The 18,025-nt window shown below is 68.5% G+C and carries 16 protein-coding genes and 2 tRNA genes; 9 read left to right on the top strand and 9 right to left on the bottom strand.

Translation table 11 applies throughout. The features are described 5' to 3' along the window. The first annotated feature begins 14 nt into the window (after window positions 1-14). On the top strand, window positions 15-821 hold the full coding sequence (locus M8231_RS05750) for a helix-turn-helix domain-containing protein (protein WP_250202433.1): 807 nt from the start codon (window positions 15-17) through the stop codon (window positions 819-821). Between the two features lie 52 nt (window positions 822-873). Then, the gene (locus M8231_RS05745) at window positions 874-1,398 is read left to right on the top strand and encodes an SgcJ/EcaC family oxidoreductase (protein WP_249750831.1); all 525 of its coding nucleotides are present in this window, start codon (window positions 874-876) and stop codon (window positions 1,396-1,398) included. A 34-nt stretch (window positions 1,399-1,432) separates the two neighbouring features. On the opposite strand, the gene queF is transcribed toward M8231_RS05745, so the two are convergent. Beyond that, window positions 1,433-1,894, bottom strand: a complete 462-nt coding sequence (queF, locus tag M8231_RS05740) for a preQ(1) synthase (protein ID WP_249750832.1) — start codon at window positions 1,892-1,894, stop codon at window positions 1,433-1,435. 200 nt (window positions 1,895-2,094) lie between these two features. Here queF and M8231_RS05735 point away from each other — a divergent pair, with 200 nt between their 5' ends. Together M8231_RS05735 and M8231_RS05730 are read left to right on the top strand one after the other, a co-directional pair. Beyond that, complete coding sequence (locus M8231_RS05735; protein ID WP_250202432.1) at window positions 2,095-3,180, top strand: PA0069 family radical SAM protein; 1,086 nt, start codon at window positions 2,095-2,097, stop codon at window positions 3,178-3,180. A 48-nt stretch (window positions 3,181-3,228) separates the two neighbouring features. Beyond that, window positions 3,229-4,074: an alpha/beta hydrolase gene (locus M8231_RS05730; RefSeq protein ID WP_250202431.1), complete on the top strand. Its 846-nt coding sequence runs from the start codon at window positions 3,229-3,231 to the stop codon at window positions 4,072-4,074. Here the strand turns inward: M8231_RS05730 and M8231_RS05725 are convergent. Together M8231_RS05725 and M8231_RS05720 are read right to left on the bottom strand one after the other, a co-directional pair. After that, window positions 4,071-4,469 (bottom strand): hypothetical protein, encoded by a 399-nt coding sequence (locus M8231_RS05725; protein WP_249750834.1) that lies wholly within the window; start codon window positions 4,467-4,469, stop codon window positions 4,071-4,073. The two genes, M8231_RS05730 and M8231_RS05725, sit on opposite strands and share 4 nt — an antisense overlap. Window positions 4,470-4,474: 5 nt before the next feature. Next, window positions 4,475-5,716 carry a class I SAM-dependent RNA methyltransferase gene (locus M8231_RS05720; RefSeq protein WP_249750835.1) on the bottom strand — a complete coding sequence of 414 codons (1,242 nt, stop codon included), beginning with the start codon at window positions 5,714-5,716 and terminating at the stop codon, window positions 4,475-4,477. Between the two features lie 170 nt (window positions 5,717-5,886). On the opposite strand from M8231_RS05720, the gene M8231_RS05715 reads away from it, so the two are divergent. Then, entirely contained in the window at window positions 5,887-6,534 is a 648-nt protein-coding gene (locus M8231_RS05715; RefSeq protein ID WP_249750836.1) for a glycine zipper 2TM domain-containing protein, read from the top strand. A 109-nt stretch (window positions 6,535-6,643) separates the two neighbouring features. Here the strand turns inward: M8231_RS05715 and M8231_RS05710 are convergent, their stop codons facing one another. The 5 genes from M8231_RS05710 to M8231_RS05690 all read right to left on the bottom strand — a co-directional run bounded on the left by M8231_RS05710 (window position 6,644) and on the right by M8231_RS05690 (window position 13,550). Then, complete coding sequence (locus M8231_RS05710; protein ID WP_249751833.1) at window positions 6,644-7,375, bottom strand: TlyA family RNA methyltransferase; 732 nt, start codon at window positions 7,373-7,375, stop codon at window positions 6,644-6,646. A 145-nt stretch (window positions 7,376-7,520) separates the two neighbouring features. Then, on the bottom strand, window positions 7,521-10,337 hold the full coding sequence (locus M8231_RS05705; protein WP_249750837.1) for a valine--tRNA ligase: 2,817 nt from the start codon (window positions 10,335-10,337) through the stop codon (window positions 7,521-7,523). Between the two features lie 109 nt (window positions 10,338-10,446). Then, window positions 10,447-11,085, bottom strand: coding sequence for a DUF2497 domain-containing protein (locus tag M8231_RS05700; protein ID WP_249750838.1), 639 nt, complete (start codon window positions 11,083-11,085; stop codon window positions 10,447-10,449). A gap of 170 nt (window positions 11,086-11,255) precedes the next feature. Next, on the bottom strand, window positions 11,256-12,791 hold the full coding sequence (locus tag M8231_RS05695; RefSeq protein ID WP_249750839.1) for a TolC family outer membrane protein: 1,536 nt from the start codon (window positions 12,789-12,791) through the stop codon (window positions 11,256-11,258). A 129-nt stretch (window positions 12,792-12,920) separates the two neighbouring features. Continuing rightward, on the bottom strand, window positions 12,921-13,550 hold the full coding sequence (locus M8231_RS05690) for a protein-L-isoaspartate O-methyltransferase family protein (RefSeq protein ID WP_250202430.1): 630 nt from the start codon (window positions 13,548-13,550) through the stop codon (window positions 12,921-12,923). A gap of 131 nt (window positions 13,551-13,681) precedes the next feature. On the opposite strand from M8231_RS05690, the gene M8231_RS05685 reads away from it, so the two are divergent. Then, window positions 13,682-13,755: transfer RNA gene (locus M8231_RS05685), tRNA-Cys, on the top strand. A gap of 60 nt (window positions 13,756-13,815) precedes the next feature. On the opposite strand, the gene M8231_RS05680 is transcribed toward M8231_RS05685, so the two are convergent. Beyond that, window positions 13,816-14,634, bottom strand: coding sequence for a TrmH family RNA methyltransferase (locus tag M8231_RS05680; RefSeq protein ID WP_250202429.1), 819 nt, complete (start codon window positions 14,632-14,634; stop codon window positions 13,816-13,818). 58 nt (window positions 14,635-14,692) lie between these two features. Here M8231_RS05680 and M8231_RS05675 point away from each other — a divergent pair. The 3 genes from M8231_RS05675 to M8231_RS05665 all read left to right on the top strand — a co-directional run bounded on the left by M8231_RS05675 (window position 14,693) and on the right by M8231_RS05665 (window position 18,020). Next, window positions 14,693-14,767, top strand: a tRNA-Asn gene (locus M8231_RS05675). Between the two features lie 263 nt (window positions 14,768-15,030). Next, window positions 15,031-16,665 (top strand): TldD/PmbA family protein, encoded by a 1,635-nt coding sequence (locus M8231_RS05670; protein WP_250202428.1) that lies wholly within the window; start codon window positions 15,031-15,033, stop codon window positions 16,663-16,665. A gap of 20 nt (window positions 16,666-16,685) precedes the next feature. Beyond that, window positions 16,686-18,020 (top strand): TldD/PmbA family protein, encoded by a 1,335-nt coding sequence (locus tag M8231_RS05665; RefSeq protein ID WP_249750841.1) that lies wholly within the window; start codon window positions 16,686-16,688, stop codon window positions 18,018-18,020. The last annotated feature ends 5 nt before the right edge of the window (window positions 18,021-18,025 follow it).

Here is an 18,025-nt window from a genome sequence, read left to right as displayed (position 1 = left end):
CTTGATCCTCGAACATGATCGTCCAACGTCGAGCACGTCCATCGATCGATTGCGTCACTGTGGTCCGCGGCTATTCCGAACGCCGAGGAGAGCAAACCGGACCAGGTGTGATCTTCCCCCTGCCCGGTCGCCCGGCCCAGTTCCTCGAGGTGTATCTGGAGCAGCCCTATCGGGTCAGCGTCGATGGCGGCTCTTTCGCGACCGCGCCGGACGCGGTCTTGGTGGGACCGTCGTCCAGACACACCACCCGCCTATGGATGCAGGGGCCGGTCTCCACCTTCCATATCGCCTTCCAACCCTCCGGATTTCACCGGCTGTTTGGCCTGAACATGAGCGGCTTGGCGGACCGCGCGGCGGCGGCGATCGATCTCGATTTGCCCCCGCTCGACGACCTGGTCGCCCTAATCCGCGCTCGCCGCTCGTTCGAAGCCCGCGTTTCTTCCGTCGAGACTTGGCTACGCCGTCGCCTCGTCGATGCACGATCCCCGGACGCGATGGATCGGGCTGCGCGACTGCTTCGCCGGGCCCGTGGCGCCCCAGACGTCGGCTGGGCGGCTGAACGTGCCGGTGTTTCCAATCGCCATTTCCAGCGGCTGTTCGTCGAACGCGTGGGACTGTCTCCCAAGCTCTACTGTCGTTCCGTGCGTTTCGAGGCGGTGATGGATGCGCGGGACGCCGAGCCCCGATCGAGTTGGACCGAGTTGGCGCATCGGTTCGGATATTTCGACCAAGCTCACCTTCTTCGGGATGCTCATGCCTTCACGGGCGTCTCAGCCAGTCGCTTTCAGCCACAGTTTCAGGCCTTGTCCGATCCTTCCTAGTGCGGGGACCCGGTGTCGCTTCAGACTCCTCCAGCTTTCAAGGAGCCTCGCCATGAACCGTCGAAACGTGATGACCGCAATCGCAGGAGCGCCGCTCGTGTCCGTACTCGCCGCCCCGGCCTCCACCCTGTCCGACGACGACGTCGCCGCCGTCCGCGCCGTTCTGCAGGAATACCAGGCAGCCTGGGCCGCCAGCGACGCCGACCGGATGTATCTGTTGTTCACCGAGGATACCGAGTGGGTGAACATCGTCGGCATGTTTTGGAAAGGCAGGGCCGAAGGCTTGGCCGCTCACCGCGCCTATCTCGGAACGATGTTTCGTGGCGTTCCCCTGACATTGCAGGAGGTGCAAAGCGTCCGATCGCTTGGAAAGGACGTGATCGTGGCCGTGGTGCGATGGTCCGTCGGCGCCTTCACGACGCCGGGCGGAGATGCGCTGCCTGCTTCCGAAGATCGTATGACATTGGTTCTTGTGCGGACCCCGGACGGCCTTCGCATCGCCCAAGGCGCCAATGTTCAGATCGACCCCTTCGCGGCGCGCTTCGATCCGGTGAAGATGCGGTCGAACGCCGGTTAGAGGGCGTTCATCGACCCCGCCGGCCGCCCCGCCTTCACCCCCGCCCGCGATACGTCGGCACGCCTTGATCCGGCAACCACAGGCCTTCCGGCGCCGGACCAGTCTGCCAGAAGACGTCGATGGGGATGCCGCCGCGCGGGTACCAATAGCCGCCGATGCGCAGCCATTTCGGCTGCAGCAGGCCGGCCAGGCGCTTGCCGATGGCCACGGTACAGTCCTCGTGGAAGGCGCCGTGGTTGCGAAAAGCCGTCAGGTACAGCTTCAGGCTCTTGGACTCGACCAGCCAGTCGCCCGGCGCATAGTCGATAACGATGTGGGCGAAGTCCGGCTGGCCCGTCACCGGGCACAGGCTGGTGAACTCCGGCGCCGTGAACCGCGCCAGATACAGGGTGTCCGCGTGCGGATTGGGCACCCGCTCCAGCACGGCGGTGTCGGGGCTGGTCGGCGCGGCGGTCTGGGCGCCCAGCTGGCTGAGGCCGGAAACATCTGTGGTCATCCCCGCCATGTAGTCGCTTGCGCCGCCCCTGAAAATCCTCCTGCCTCGGGGAAGCGGACTACGAAGCAGCGGCGGGCCGTCGCAACCCAGAACTCCAGCGCAAGGCCCGGTGCTCCGCCCGGTCAGGCTCGGCCAAAGCGCGCCGGTGCGCGCAAAAGAATGTTCTTGCTTTGTTCCAATCCTGTGGCATCTTCCCTGTCATGGAAGCCGCGAAGGGAAGAGGCGCGCGTTCGAATGCGACCGGCCGTTACGAGAGCGACAGGCGTGAGAGTTTCGACGACGGCTGGACCGGCGACGACGCCGAAGTCCAGCCGCTGCGCACCGTGCTCACGCCCGAGCACGCGCGCACCATCATCGCCCGGAACGACAGTCCGGACATCGGTTTCGACCGCTCCATCAACCCCTACAAGGGCTGCGAACATGGCTGCATCTACTGCTACGCCCGTCCATCCCATGCCTGGATGGGCCTATCCCCGGGCCTGGATTTCGAGAGCCGGATCTTCTTCAAGCCCGAGGCGGCAGGTCTGCTGGAACAGAGCTTCCTCGCCCCCCGATACCGCTGCAAGCGCATCCACATAGGCGGCAACACCGACCCCTATCAGCCGGTCGAGCGGACGCTGAACTCCACCCGTTCGATCCTGGAGGTGATGCAGCGGTTCAACCATCCGTTCAGCATCATCACCAAGTCGGTGCTGATCGCGCGTGACGCCGACATCCTGGGGCCGATGGGACGGGAAGGCCTGGCCTCCGCCTTCGTCTCGATCACCACCCTGGACCGAAAGCTGGCCCGCGCCATGGAACCGCGCGCCTCCACCCCGGCCAAGCGGCTGGAGGCCATCCGCCGGCTGGCCGACGCGGGTTGCCCCGTCGGCGTGGGCTTCGCCCCCGTCATTCCGGGCCTCAACGACCACGAACTGGAGGCCGTCCTGGAGGCGGCGGCCAAGGCCGGCGCGACCACCGCCATGTACGTCACCTTGCGCCTGCCGCTGGAGATCAAGGACCTGTTTCGCGAATGGCTGGCCGACGCTCGGCCCGACCGGGCCGCCCGCGTCATGTCCCTGGTCCGCCAGACGCGCGGCGGACGCGACTACGATCCCGACTGGTCGCAACGCATGAAGGGAACCGGCCCGGTCGCCGAATTGATCGGGACGCGCTTCAAGGCGGCGATCAAGCGCTACGGCCTGGACGCGCCCCGCAGGCCGCTGGACGAGACCCGATTCCGCGTGCCGCCCGACGCCCGGCCGCAGATGGACCTGTTCGACCTGCCCTCCGCGACAGTTGCCTGACCGGCAATCATCGCGCTAGCCTCGCCGCAAGCAGGAGAGAAGAGGGTCATGCCGAAGCGTTTCCGGATCGTCGGGCTGGTCCTGGCCGCCGCCCTGCCCTTGTCCGCCTGCCTGACGGCGCAGGTGCCTGAGGGCGCCTTCTTCTATCCGGACGCCCGCGTCGCCGCCGAGAAAATCCGACTGGAGCCCGGCGTCGACCTGCCCGCATCGGCCGAGGCCGTGGCCGTGCCCTATCCCGGCGGAACGGTCGGCGTCACCCGCGTGCGCACCGGCCGGGCGGACGCGCCGCTGATTTTGTTCTGCGGCGGCAACCTGTTCCGCCGCGCGGTCTATGGCGGAAACGCGGCCCGGAAGCTGACGCTGTTCGGCGACGTGCTGATGTTCGACTATCCCGGCTATGGCGACACGTCGGGAACCGCCGACTACGCCGGCTTCCACGCGGCGGGAGAGGCGGTCGCAGCGCTGGCCCGACGCCAGGCCGACGCCGAAGGCCGCCGCGTGATCGCCTGGGGCCATTCGTTGGGCGGGCCCGTCTGCGCGCAGGCGGCGCGGGCGATGAACGCCGACGCCCTGGTGCTGGAGGCGACCACGCCCTCGGCGCGGGCGGCGGTGGACGACATGCTGGGTTGGAAACGGGCTTTCGTCCGCGTGCGCCTGGCCCCGGCGCTTGCGGCCATCGACGTGCCCGCCGCGCTCGACGGCTACCCCGGCAAGGTGGTGGTGCTGGAAGCCGGGCGCGACAAGACCCTGCCGCCCAGCCTCAGCCGCGCCCTGGCGCGCGGGCTGGAGGCGCGGAGCGTGGCGGTGGAGCGGCTGGTCTTCCCCAACGCCGATCACCACGACATTGGCGACCAGCCCGACTTCCAGGCCCGGGTCGCGGCCGCCCTGCCCTAGTCGTCCAGCGCGCCGGGATCGATCGCGTTCGTCACCAGGTCGCGCCAGGTCGGATCGCTGGCGTCCACAAGGTCCACGTCGTCCATCAGCGCCACCGCCCCGCCGCCGTCAGGCAGGATCAGGCCCAGCACCTCCATCGCCTCGCCTTCGGCGTTCAGGTGGCTCTCGGCCTGAACCGCCACGGCCGCCTGTTCGCCGTCTTCGTCCCACCAGATCACCGGTTGCGGCAGGTCCATCGCGATCGGGCGCGGATCATCGGTGTCGGCCAGGGCGAACACCGCACGGCGCGCCTGCACGTCGTCCAGCGTGGCGATCGCGCCCGTGAACGGCGTCAGCCGCGTCCAGTCCTCGGCGTCGAACCCGCCGCTGTCCTCGTCGAAAGCGTCGCCCTGCATCGTCCCTACCGCCTGAATATCCCGACCAGTTCGACATGCGCCGACCACAGGAACTGATCGACCGGGGTCGCGCGCTCCAGTCTGAAACCGGCGTCGATCAACACCCGAGCATCGCGAGCGAAGGTCTGCGGATTGCACGACACCCCCACGACCACCGCCGCCTTGGTCCCGGCGATCTGGGCCGTCTGCTCCACGGCCCCGGCGCGGGGCGGATCGAAGACGACGGCGTCGCAGCCCTTCAGGTCGAACGGGGTCAGGGGCCGGCGGAACAGGTCGCGCGCCTCGGCCGTGATCGCCTTCAGGCCCTTGGCCGACCTCACGCCAGCCTTCAGCGCCTCGATCCCCGCCTTGGACGCATCGGCCGCGATCACCGGCGCGACGGTCGCCAGCGGAAAGGTGAAGGTTCCCGCCCCGCAGAACAGATCGGCGATCTTCCTGGCGCCGCGCACCGCATCGACCGCTCGCGACACCATGGCCGCCTCGGCGTCCGGCACGGCCTGAAGGAAGCCGCCGGCCGGCAGGGGCACGGTGGCCGGGCCGAACGCGACCTGCGGCTGGCGCGCCATGACCAGCGTCTCGCCCGCCAGGCTCAGCCGCGCCAGGTCGGCGCGCCCCGCCGCCGCGATCGCCTTCATCTGAGCGTCGCGCGACAGACCGCCGAAACGGCGCTCCACGCCCGTGACGTCGACGTCCAGCCCGGTCAGCGTCCACGTCACGTGCAGCGTCGGGGCCGACTTGGGATGCTCCAGCAGCGGCTCGGCCAACTCGGCCAGCGCCGGGATCGCCCGCATGATGCGCGGATCGGCGACGGGGCATTCCCGCACCTCGACCAGTCGCCACGACCGTCGCGCCTTGAACCCCAGCATCGCCCGTCCATCGGGGCCGCGTCGGGCGTGCAACGCCAGCCGCCGGCGGCTTCCCGCCGGAACCGCCACGGTCGGCTCGATCTCGGTCTCGATCCGCTCGCGCGCCAGGGCCTGCCGCACCTGCTCGCGCTTCCACGCCAGATAAGGCCGGTTCGCCCAATGCTGCAGAGAACATCCGCCGCAATCGCCGTACTGCGGCGAAACCGCGGCGATCCGGTCCGGGCTGGCCTCGACGATCTCCACGGCCTCGGCGCGCCCTTCGACCACCTGCGCGCGCACCGTCTCGCCCGGCAGGGTCAGCGGCGCGAAGACCGGACCGGACGGCGTGTCGGCGATCCCGTCGCCCTGCCCGCCCATGCGGTCGATCCTCAAGGTCTGCATTGGCCGCTTCTAGCCGCCCGCGCGCCTTCCGCTCAAGCGGCCAGGGGCGAAGATGAACGAAGATGAACGGCGCGCTCAACGGCCGTTCACCTCACAGGCGTTAAACCTATGAAACGGACGCGGCGTCGTTAACGTTACGCCGTTGGCTAAACAGGTTCAGGAGCCCCGCCATGTCCAAACGTCTTTTCGCCCGCGTCTCGCTGGCCGCCCTGGCGGTCGGGGCCGCGGCCCTCGTCCCCGCCGTCGCCTCGGCCCAGGGGTATTACTACGACCGCCCCGGTTATGATCCGCGCTGCGAGCAGTATCGCGACGGCCGCACCGGCGCCGGCGCCCTGATCGGCGGCGCCGCGGGCGCAGTGGCGGGGTCTCAGCTGGCCGCGCGCGGTCGCCGCACCGAAGGCAGCATCCTGGGCGGCGTGCTCGGCGCCGTCGTCGGCGGCGCGGCGGGTCGCTCCAGCGGCAACGACTATTGCCGCGGTTACGTCCGTGACGACCGCTACGACGACCGCCGCTACGACGACCGTTATGCGGATCGCTATGATCGCCGCTACGACGACCGCTATCGCGACGACTATTACCGCGATTACCGAGACGAGCGGTACGATCGCCGCGATCGGTATTATGACGGCGGCTACTACAATCAGGGCGGATACTATCGGCCGCAGGGCTACAGCTACGGCTATTCCAGCAGCTATGTCTATAGCCAGCCTACCTACAGCTACGGCTACAGCTATCGCCCCACGGTCGGCTACTACCCGCCCCGCAACAACCCCTATTATCCGCCGGTCTATACCTACAGCTATTCCTACGGATATTGAGGGAACAGAGATCGCGCCACCGGTTCTTTTTCAGCCCCCCTGTCGATCGGTGTCGTGACGGGAGCCGCCGAGGGAGCAATCCCCCGGCGGTTTCTCTTTGCGGGAAGGGTCAGCCCGAGGCGCGACGCGCCCACAGCAGAAACTCGACGTTGCCGTCGCCGCCGGCGATCGGGCTTTCGGTCACGCCCTGAACCCTCCAGCCGGCGCCCTCCAGCCAATCGCTGACACGCCGGACCGCGGCGGCGCGGGCCTCGGGATCCTTGACCACGCCCTTCTTGCCGATGGCCTTGGGTCCATCCGCCTCGAACTGCGGCTTGATCAGGGTGACCAGATCCGCGCCGGGCGCCGCCAGGGCCAGGGCGGCGGGCAGCACCTTGGCCAGGCTGATGAAGCTGGCGTCGCACACGATCAGGGACGGCGCGTCCGGGATCACGGCGGGCGTCAGATCGCGGGCGTCGGTTCGCTCCAGGTTCACGACGCGCGGGTCGGCGGCCACGCTGGGGTGCATCTGGGCGAATCCCACATCCACGGCGAAGACGCGCGCCGCGCCCCGGTCCAGACAGACCTCGGTGAAGCCGCCGGTCGAGGCGCCGATGTCCAGCACCGTCCGGCCCGCCGCCTCGACGGGCCACAAGGTCAGGGCGTGATCCAGCTTCAGCGCGCCGCGTCCGACCCAGCGGTGAGCGGCTTCGGCCTCCAGCAGGGCGTCTTCCGCGACCAGTTCGGACGGCTTGGCCACCGTGCGGCCGTCAGCCCGGACCCGTCCCGCCTCGATGGCGGCGCGGGCCCGGGCGCGGGTGTCGAACAGGCCCCGCGCGACGAGGAGTTGGTCGACCCGGATTTTCACTCCCGCTCATCCCCGCGAAAGCCGGGACCCCGTTCTTTCATCCGATCCGCGCCTCGGATCGGGCGCGGCGCGACCCGCCGCACGACGGAGCGCCCAAGGCGCGGGGTCCCCGCTTTCGCGGGGATGGGCGGAACGGAAATCATCCGATCTCGCTCAACCGCGCCAGGGCGGCCTGGAGCTTGGCCTTGCCGACCTCGGCGGCGGCCAGCTTCTCGCGCTGCTCGTCCACCACCTCGGGCGCGGCGCGGGCGACGAAGTTGGGATTGCCCAGCTTCTTGTTCACGTGGCCGATGTCGCTGTCGAAGGCGGCGATCTCTTTTTCCAGCCGCGTCTTCTCGGCCGCCAGGTCGATGATGCCCGCCAACGACAGGGCCGCCGTGGCGCCGCCCGAGACGAAGGTAACCGCCCCCTCCGGCGCCGCCTCGGCGGTCGCGATGTCCGAGACGCGCGCCAGGGTCAGGATCAGGTCGCGGTGGCGCGCGATCCGGGCTTCGGTCGCCCCATCCGGCGCGACGAAGGTCAGCGGGGGCTTTGCGGACGGCGGCACGTTCATCTCGCCGCGCAGGCCGCGGATCTCGGTGACCAGGTCGACCAGCCAGCCGATCTCGGCCTCGGCGGCGGCGTCGACGAAGCGGTCCGGCAGATCGGGCCATTGCGCGCCGATCAGCAGGGTCTCGCGCGCCGGCCCCTCCTTGCCCAGTTCGGCCCACAGCTCCTCGGTGATGTAGGGCATGACCGGATGCAACAGCTTCAGGATCTGGTCCAGGGTCCAGGCGGTCATGGCGCGGGTTTCGGCCTTGGCGGCCTCGTCCGAACCGTTGAACACCGGCTTGGCCAGTTCCAGGTACCAGTCGCAGAACACGTTCCAGATGAAGCGATAAAGCGCGCCCGCCGCATCGTCGAACCGGCCGCCCTCGATGGCGTCGGATACGGCGCGCTCGGCCTTGGTCAGTTCGCCCCTGATCCAGCGGTTGATGGTCTGTTCGACGGGGGCGGGATCGAAGCCCTCGACGCGGCGCGCCTCATTCATCTGGCTAAAGCGGGCGGCGTTCCACAGCTTAGTGCCGAAGTTGCGATAGCCCTCGATCCGCTGCTTCGACAGCTTGATGTCGCGCGTTCCCGAAAGGATGGCCATGGTGAAGCGCAAGGGGTCGGCGCCCAGTTCGTCGATGATGCCCAGGGGGTCGATGACGTTCCCCTTGGATTTCGACATCTTCTGGCCCTTCTCGTCGCGGACCAGTCCGTTGATGATGACCCGCTTGAACGGGACCTCGTCCATGAAGTGCAGGCCCATCATCATCATCCGGGCGACCCAGAAGAAGATGATGTCCGCCGCCGTGACCAGGTCGCTGGTCGGATAGAAGCGTTCCAGATCCTCGGTCTTTTCCGGCCAGCCCATGGTCGAGAAGGGCCACAGGGCCGAGGAGAACCAGGTGTCCAGGACGTCCTCGTCCTGGGTCAGGGCGACTTCGGAATCATAGTCCGCCATCGCCTGTTCGCGGGCGTCGTCTTCAGTCTCGGCGGCATAGATCTCGCCGTTCGGGCCGTACCAGGCCGGAATACGGTGGCCCCACCACAGCTGGCGCGAGATGCACCACGGCTCGATGTTACGCAGCCATTCGAAATAGATTTTCTCGTAGGACTTCGGCTCGAACACTGTGTCGCCCTGTTCCACCGCCTTCAGCGCCGGCTGGGCCAGGGCGTGGGCGTCGACGTACCACTGGTCCGTCAGCCACGGCTCGATGACCACGCCCGAGCGATCGCCGTGCGGGACCATGTGCCGGGTCTTTTCGATCTCGCGCAGCCAGCCTTCTTCCTCGGCGCGGGCGACGATGGCCTTGCGCGCGGCGAAGCGGTCGAGGCCTTGAAGTTCTTGGGGAATGGCGAGGAGGGCATCCTCCTCGTTCCAATCCGTCTGCATCCAAGCCGCATCTTCAGGCGATTTGGCAAGATCAAGCCGATCACCGTAACTGAGCTGCGCCGTATCAACGATACTTGCATACTCATCCAAGATATTGATGCGAGGCAAGTTGTGGCGCTTGCCCACGCCGAAGTCGTTGAAATCGTGCGCCGGCGTGATCTTCACCGCGCCCGAACCCTTGGTCGGATCGGCGTAGTCGTCGGCGACGATGGGGATGCGGCGTCCGGTGATCGGCAGGATCACGGACCTGCCGACCAGCCCCCTGTAGCGTTCATCGTCCGGATGAACCGCCACGCCGGTGTCGCCCAGCATGGTTTCCGGCCGGGTCGTGGCGACGACGATGAAGTCGCGCGTCTCCCAATCCGTCGCCTTGCCGTCCTCGTCGAAGGCGACGGGGTGCTGATAGGTCACGCCGTCGGCCAGCGGATAGGCGAAATGCCAATAGGCGCCGTCGACCTCGCGCTGCTCGACCTCCAGGTCCGAGATGGCGGTCTGGAAATGCGGGTCCCAGTTCACCAGCCGCTTGTCGCGGTAGATCAGGCCTTCCTTGTGCAACTGCACGAAGACCTTGCGCACGGCGGCGTTCAGCCCCTCGTCCAGGGTGAAGCGCTCTCTCGACCAGTCGCAGCTGGCGCCCAGGCGGCGCAGCTGGCGCACGATGGTCCCGCCCGACTCGGCCTTCCACTCCCACACCTTCTCGATGAAGTCGTCGCGGCCCATGTCGCGGCGGCCGGCGTTCCCCTCGGCCGCCAGCTTGCGCTCGACCACCATCTGGGTGGCGATGCCGGCGTGGTCCGTGCCGGGCAGCCACAGCACCGCCTTGCCCTTCATCCGGTGATAGCGGGCCAGGATGTCCTGCAGCGTATTGTTCAGCGCATGGCCGATGTGCAGGCTGCCCGTCACGTTCGGCGGCGGAATGACGATCGAATAGGCGCCCGCCGCTCCATCGGTGCGGGGCGCGAACAGGCCGCTCTCCTCCCACTGGGCGTAGAGGCGCGGTTCTGCGGCCTGGGGTTCGAAGGTCTTCTCAAGCATCTTGGCTCTTTGTCTTGTCGCTCTTGGGGCGCGGCGCCGGGGCGGATCGAATGCGAAAGGGCGGCCCCGCCGGAGCCGCCCTCGAAATAGTCTCGGATGAGGCGAAGGGCTAGCCGGCGCTGCGGGCGATGCGTTCGACTTCCTTGCGTACCTCGGCCTCGACGATGGCGGGCAGGTTGGCGTCCAGCCAGTCCTTCAGCATCGGGCGCAGCATTTCGGCGACCATGGCCTCGACAGTGTTGCCGCTGACGAAGGGAATGGCGTTCGACCCGGGCGACGGCGCCGGCTCCGGCTTCTTGAACGAGGCGTGCAGGCCGGCGAAGGCCGAGGCCGCGCTGGCGGCCGCGCTTTCGCCCACCAGGGCGTCATAGGCCGGAGCGGGCGCGGGCTCCGGGGCCGGCGACGGGGCGGCGGCCGCTTGCTCGACCGGCGGCGTGTAAACGGGCTCGTCGACCGCTTCCGAGACGTCGAGATCGCCGATGCTTTCGGCCGGCGCCTCATAGCGGTCGGTCAGTTCCAGGACGTCGTCATCCGCCGCAGCCGTCTCGGCGACCGGCTCGGGCGCGGAGGCGGCGATCGGCGCGGCCTCGGCGGGCACGTCCGGCTGCGGCTCGGGCGCCGGCGCGGCGGCGGGTTCGGCTTCGGGCGTGGCGGGGGTGTCGGCCGGCGCCTCGTCCTCGGAGATGATCCGGCGGATCGACGCCAGGATCTCCTCCATCGTCGGTTCCTGGGGGGACTGGTCGGTCATGAGGCACCCTTGCGCGAAGCCTGGCAAGACTCGCCGCGCCCGGCTTCAGGGCCGCTCGCCGCGAACGATTCGACGCCGGATGAGGTTCTTCCGACTCCGTATGGATTGTCGTCGCATCAACGCCCGTCGGAATCAACGGGCGTTTTGGCGAAGCGGCGCCGGAAGCGACCTCAGTCGCGAGGCGCCGTCTGGACCACCTCGCCCTTCAGCTGACGATCGACGGGCGCGTCGGCGGCGTCCACGGCGGACACGATGGGCGGAGAGGCCACGCGATCCAGCGTCTCGACCAGGCCGTCCCACGGCAGTCCGCCGCGATGCTGGACGCGATCGAAGTTGGCGGCCGGATCGTAGGTCTCGATGGTCGGGTTGAGGGTCGGCCCCTCCAGCCCGCCCATCGCCGCCAGCAGCGAGGCGCGCGCGACGTATTCGGCGGCGCGGGCGTTGGCCAGGGCGGTCTGCGCCGAGCGCAAGGTCACTTCCTGGTTCAGCACGTCCAGGGTGGTGCGCAGGCCCACCTGCGCCTCCTGCCGAACGCCCTCGGCGGCCACGCCGGCGGCGCGGACGGCCTCTTCGCCCGCCGCGACGTTCGAGCGGGTCGACAGCACCTGGGCGAAGGCCGAGCTGACGTCCTGCAGGGCGGCGCGGCGCTGGCCCTCGACCGAAATCTGGGCGGCGTTGGCCTGTTCCAGGGCCTGGGCCACCCGCGAGCGGTTCAGGCCGCCCGTGAACAGCGGCACCGACAGGGTCGCCCCGGCGGAGAAGGTGCGGCGGTCCGCCAGTTCGTCCAGATTGCCCAGGTCGGTCGCGGAGCCCCCGTAGGAGGCGGTGGCGCGCACGGACGGCATATATTCGGCGCGCGCGGCGGCCACGGCGGCCTCGGCGGCCTGCTGGTTATACACGGCGGACAGCACGCCGGGGTTGGCGGCCAGGGCCGTTTCCAGCGCCACGTCGAAGTCGGCCGGAATCTCGGGCAAGGTCGGCGCGGCCTCCAGGTCCGCCGGCGCCTGGCCCACCACGGCGGCGTAGGCGGCGCGGGTCGTCGACAGCTGGGCCTGGGCGCTGGCCAGGTCGGCTTCGGACTGGGCCAGGGAGGCTTCGGCCTGGGCGACGTCGGTGCGGGTCACCTCCCCCACCTCGAAGCGGGCGCTGGTCTCTTCCAGTTGGCGCTGGAGGACGGTCAGGTTTTCCTGGCGGATGCGCAGGATTTCCATGTCGCGGGTGACGTTCACATAGGCCTGGATCACTGACAGCATCACCTGCTGTTCGATGTCGCGCAGGTTCTCGCGGCCCGCCAGGACGCTGGCGTTGGCCTGATCGATGGCGCGGGCGGTGCGGCCGCCGGTCCACAGGTTCTGCGACAGGCTGACGCCGACGTTGGCGCCGTCGGTCTCAGACGAGGATGTCGTCACCTGGGTGTCGGGGATGCCGTCGCCGTTGGTGTCCACGAACTGGGTGAGGGCCGGAAAATCGCTGCGCGTATAGTCGACGCCCGCCGAGGCGCTCAGCGTCGGGCGCAGGCCGGAACGGGCCTGGACGACGGTCTCGTCCAGGGCGCGTTGGTTGGCGCGCTGGGCCAGCAGACTGGGGTTGGTCTGATAGGCCAAGGCGATGGCGTCCTGCAGGGTCTCGGCCCAGGCCGGCGCGGCCAGTCCGGCCACCAGGGCGACCACAGCGGCCGAAGCCAGCGCACGAGAGCGATTCAGCATTGTTCGTCCTTCGCCTGACGCCCCCGGGGACGTCGAATGTTCTCCAGCGTAACTGCGGCTTGAACCGACCACACGCCAGTTAAGTTTTTTTCACGCTCGACCGGCCCGAACCCGTCGCGGGCGCAGATCTTAGAGCGCGAAGGTGGGCGCCGGCGTCAGCGCCGCAAGCATGGCGGGCGCGGAATCGAACAGTTCGCGACGCGACAGCCCTTCGCGGCCCTTCACATACAGGGCGGCCTTGCCCACGGCGCTGCGCCGCTCGACCACCACCATCCGACCGCCGGGACGCAAGGCCGCGCCCCACGCCTCGGGGGCGGACACCACCGCGCCCTCGCAAACGATCAGATCCCAGTTCTCGCCGACCGGCTGATCCAGCGGCGCCAGAACCGTCTCGGCGCCCTCGGCCGCCAGGGCGGGAGCGACGATGTCCAGCACCGCCTGGTCCGCTTCCTGCGCGGTGACCTTCAACCCCATGCGCGCCAGAACGGCGCCGGCGTAAGGCGCGGCGATGGCCAGGGCCCGCTCGCCCTCGCGGGCCTCGGCCGCCTGCAGCAGCTTGGCCACGTCCCGGGCCGGCATCAGCTTGCGCTCGCCCGCGATTTCCACCGCCCCGTCGGCATAGGCGGCGAAGGCCCGGTCCGGCGCGCAGAAGGCTTCGCGTTGAACGGTCAGCATGGCGGCGTGGATGTGGCGATCGGTGACGTCGTTCACGCGGACCTGCGAATCGACCATGGCCTTGCGCGCGGCGGTGAAATCCATCTTGGCAGCCTTTGACATTAGTTCCGGGAGGAATTCTGCGGCGCTTATAGGTCCGTGCGTTGCAGCGGACAATCCGATCTGATAGCGAACGCCCCTCGCGATGACCGCCCCCCGTTCCACGGGGTCTCGGCGGCCTGATGGCGGAGTGGTGACGCAGAGGACTGCAAATCCTTGCACCCGGGTTCGATTCCCGGTCAGGCCTCCATCGCAAGCATCAAGAAGGGCGCGGCCGTCGGGTCGCGCCCTTTGCTTTTCGGCCCTTGCCTCAGCCCGACAACGCCGGACTGGTCAGGTGGTGCAGCGCCACCGCGCTGGTCGCCGCCACATTCAATGAATCGAAGCCGCCCTTCATGGGTATGCCCACCGGCCGGCAGCGCGCGATCACCGACGTCGGCAGTCCTGGGCCTTCGGTCCCCAACAGCACGGCGACGGGTCCCTGGCGCCGAAAGCCGGCCAAGGTTTCCCTGGCCGAGGGCGTGAAGGCCAGGACTTCCACGCCGGCCGCATGCAGCCGGTCAAGGATCGCTTCCAGCGGTTCGCCCGTCGTCATCGGCGTGCGCAGCACGGCCCCGACCGAGACGCGGATGGCCTTGCGGTAGAAGGGATCGCAACAGCGGTCATCCAGCAGCACCGCCCGCGCCCCGAACGCGGCGGCGTTGCGAAACAGTCCGCCCATATTGTCGTGATTGCCGATTCCCGCGGCCACGACGAAGACATCGTCGGCCGCGACGCGCGAAATCGCCGCCGCACGCTGGCCGCCCTCGGGCTTTTCACCCAGCGCCAGTATCCCCCGGTGAAGCGGAAAGCCGGCGATCCGGTCCAGCACAGGCTGACTGGCGCAATAGACGGCGGCGCCGTCCGGCCACGCGGCGATCAGGTCCGCTAGCGCGCCGATCCGCTTGTCCGCCACAAGCAGGGCCTGCGGACGGCACAGCGAGGCGGATGACGCCAGCACGCGCACCACCACCTCCCCTTCGGCGATGAACAGGCCCTGGCGACCGGTCAGATCCCGCTCCCTGATGTCGCGAAACGGGGCGACGCGCGGATCGTCGGGGTCTGTGATGGAGATCGGATGATTTTGCACATTTTCCCCGTTGCACGACTCGAAGCCCCGCTGCTATAGGCCCGCCTCCCGAGCATGTTCCGCGGTAGCTCAGTGGTAGAGCAGCCGACTGTTAATCGGCTGGTCGTAGGTTCGAATCCTACCCGCGGAGCCACTCGGTTTTTCCCCATTTGACAATGTCATGCGTCGCGCGTTCCAGCGTCGGCGCCGGCATGAAGAGTCCACGCCGCCGGGCGACGGACGTCGGCGGCCTTCCGCCGCCCCTTTCGTCGGACGACAAGCGGCTGCCGCCCGATTCTTTCCGCTTCGTCATTTGACGGGGGTGCGCCGGGCGGTGAATGTGTCCCGCCGATGCGATGACTCGCACCGTCGTCAAGGGCCGCGGCGCGCGGCCCGCATTCTCGGGGGAGACCAGCTTTGGATAGACGTCGATTTCTCGCCGCCTGCGGCATCGGGGCCGGGGGCGCCCTGCTGCCCGGCTTCGTCGGGCGCGCCATCGCCGCCGAACAACTGGTCGAACCGGTCGACGTGGCGGTCAAGAAGCGCCTGGCCGACGCCGGTCTGAGCGCCGCGACCAACGCCGGCGCCAGCTATTGCGACGTCCGCGTCGGCCGCTATCTGCGCCAGTTCATCATCACGCGCGAAGCCAACGTCCAGAACGTGGTCAACACCGAGTCCATGGGCGTCGGCGTCCGCGTCATCGCCGACGGGGCCTGGGGCTTCGCCGCCACCAACGAGATGACCGCCGAGGCCGTCGCGAACGCCGCGCGCCTGGCCGCGGCCATCGCCCGCGCCAACGCCAAGAACCAGACCGCGCCGGTCCGTCTGGCCCCGACGCGCGGCGTCGGCGAGGTCAGCTGGCGCACGCCGATCCGTCGCAACGCGATGGAGGCCCCGCTGCAGGAGAAGGTCGATCTGCTGCTGGGCGTCAACGCCGCCGCCACCAACGCCGGCGCCAGCTTCGTCAACTCGATGATGTTCCTGGTCAACGAGCAGAAGTATTTCGCCAGCACCGACGGCTCCTACATCGACCAGGACATCCACCGCATCTGGGCGCCCTTCACCGTCACGGCGATCGACCAGACGACGGGCAAGTTCCGCTCTCGCGACGGGCTGTCGGCGCCGATGGGCATGGGTCTGGAATATCTGGACGGCGATGCGGCCGACAAGATCACGGCCCCGAACGGCGTGGTCAGCTACGGCATGTCCTACGACATGACCGAGGACGCGGTCGCAGCCGCCCGCCAGGCGCGGGAGAAGCTGACGGCCGCCTCGGTCAAGCCGGGCCGCTACGACCTGGTTCTGGACCCGAACCACCTGGGCCTGACCATCCACGAGTCGGTGGGCCACCCGCTGGAGCTGGATCGGGTGCTGGGCTACGAGGCGAACTACGCCGGCACCAGCTTCGCCACCCTGGACAAGCGCGAGGCGCGCTTCCAGTACGGCAGCGAGATCGTCAACATCATGGCCGACAAGACCCAGCGCGGCAGCCTGGGCGCGGTCGGCTACGACGACGAGGGCGTCCAGACCAAGAGCTGGCCGCTGATCCAGGACGGCAAGCTGGTCGACTATCAGACCACGCGCGATCAGGCTCATATCCTGGGCAAGGACGCCTCGGACGGCTGCTCCTACGCCGACTCCTGGTCGACGGTGCAGTTCCAGCGGATGCCCAACGTCTCGCTGCAGCCCGGCAAGACCAAGATGAGCGCCGCCGACATGATCGCCAATGTCGAGGACGGCATCTACATCCTGGGCCGCGGTTCCTTCTCGATCGACCAGCAGCGCTACAACGCCCAGTTCGGCGGGACTCTGTTCTACGAGATCAAGAACGGCCGCATCACCCAGCCGCTGGAAGACGTGGCCTATCAGATGCGCACGCCCGAGTTCTGGAACGCCTGCTCGGCCATCTGCGACGAAAGCGACTATCGGATGTTCGGCTCCTTCTTCGACGGCAAGGGCCAGCCCAGCCAGGTCTCGGCCGTCAGCCACGGCTCGTCGACCACGCGCTTCGACGGCATCAACGTCATCAACACCGCGCGTTCGCTCGGCTGATCGGGATCGGGGACACAACAATGAGCATCATGACCGAGACCGAGGCCAAGGCGATCCTGGACAAGGTGATCGCCCTGTCGACCGCCGACGAGTGCACGGCCCAGCTGAACGGCTCCATCGACGGCAACATCCGCTTCGCCCTGAACAACGTCTCGACCAGCGGCGTCGTCAGCAACACCGACCTGGCCGTTCAGGTGGCGTTCGGAAAGCGGGTCGGCGTCGCCACCATCAACGAGTTCTCCGACGAGGCCCTGGCGCGCGTGGTTCGTCGCGCCGAGGACCTGGCCAAGCTGGCGCCGGAAAACCCCGAGTTCGTGCCCGCCGTGGGTCCGCAGCAGTACCGGCCCAGCCAGACCTTCAGCGAGGCGACGGCGGCCATCACCCCCGAACAGCGCGCCGAGGTCGCCCGCGCCTCCATCGCGCCGTGCCGGGCCGAGAACCTGATCGCCGCCGGCTTCCTGCTGGATGGCCAGACCTTCGTCGCCTTCGCCAATTCGAACGGCAACTTCGGCTATCAGCGCGCCACGGGCATGGACTACACCTGCACGGTGCGGACCGCCGATGGCCGGGGTTCGGGCTGGGTCGGGCGCAACCTTCAGGATTCTAGCCGTTTCAACGCCGGCGACGACATCCAGATCGCCATGCGCAAGGCGGCGGCCTCGGCCGACGCCCAGGCGTTGGAGCCCGGCAAATACACCGTGATCCTGGAGCCGGCGGCGGCCGCCGGCCTGATCTCCTTCATGTTCAACTTCTTCGACGCCCGCCCGGCGGACGAAGGACGCAGCTTCCTGTCCAAGGCCGGCGGCGGCAACAAGCTGGGCGAGCAGGTCTATGACCCGCGCGTCAACATCTTCGCCGATCCGTGGCACGACGAGGCGCCGGTCATGCCTTGGGACGACGAAGGCCTGCCGCGCGACCGCCTGCCCTTCGTCGAGAACGGCAAGATCGCCAACCTGATCTACTCGCGCTACTGGGCGCAGAAGCAGGGCAAGACGGCCGTGGGCCAGCCGGGCAACCTGATCATGTCCGGCGGCACGAAGTCGACCTCGGACCTGGTGCGCGAGACCGAGCGCGGCATCCTGGTGACGCGCACCTGGTACATCCGCATGGTGGACCCGCAAACGGTGTTGCTGACGGGCCTGACCCGCGACGGCACCTTCTATATCGAGAACGGCGAGCTGAAGTATCCGATCAAGAACTTCCGCTTCAACGAGTCGCCGGTGATCATGCTGAACAACATCGACGAATTGGGGCGGCCGGTGCGCGTGGCCGGCGACGAGTCCTCGTTCCGGATGATGATCCCGCCGATGCGTCTGCGCGACTTCACCTTCACCTCCCTGTCGGACGCGGTCTGACGACG

The sequence above is a fragment of the Brevundimonas albigilva genome (assembly GCF_023573565.1).
GTDB classification, from domain to species: domain Bacteria; phylum Pseudomonadota; class Alphaproteobacteria; order Caulobacterales; family Caulobacteraceae; genus Brevundimonas; species Brevundimonas albigilva.
The sequence above is the reverse complement of the archived record's forward strand: the minus strand, read 5'-3'. Positions and strand labels throughout refer to the sequence as shown.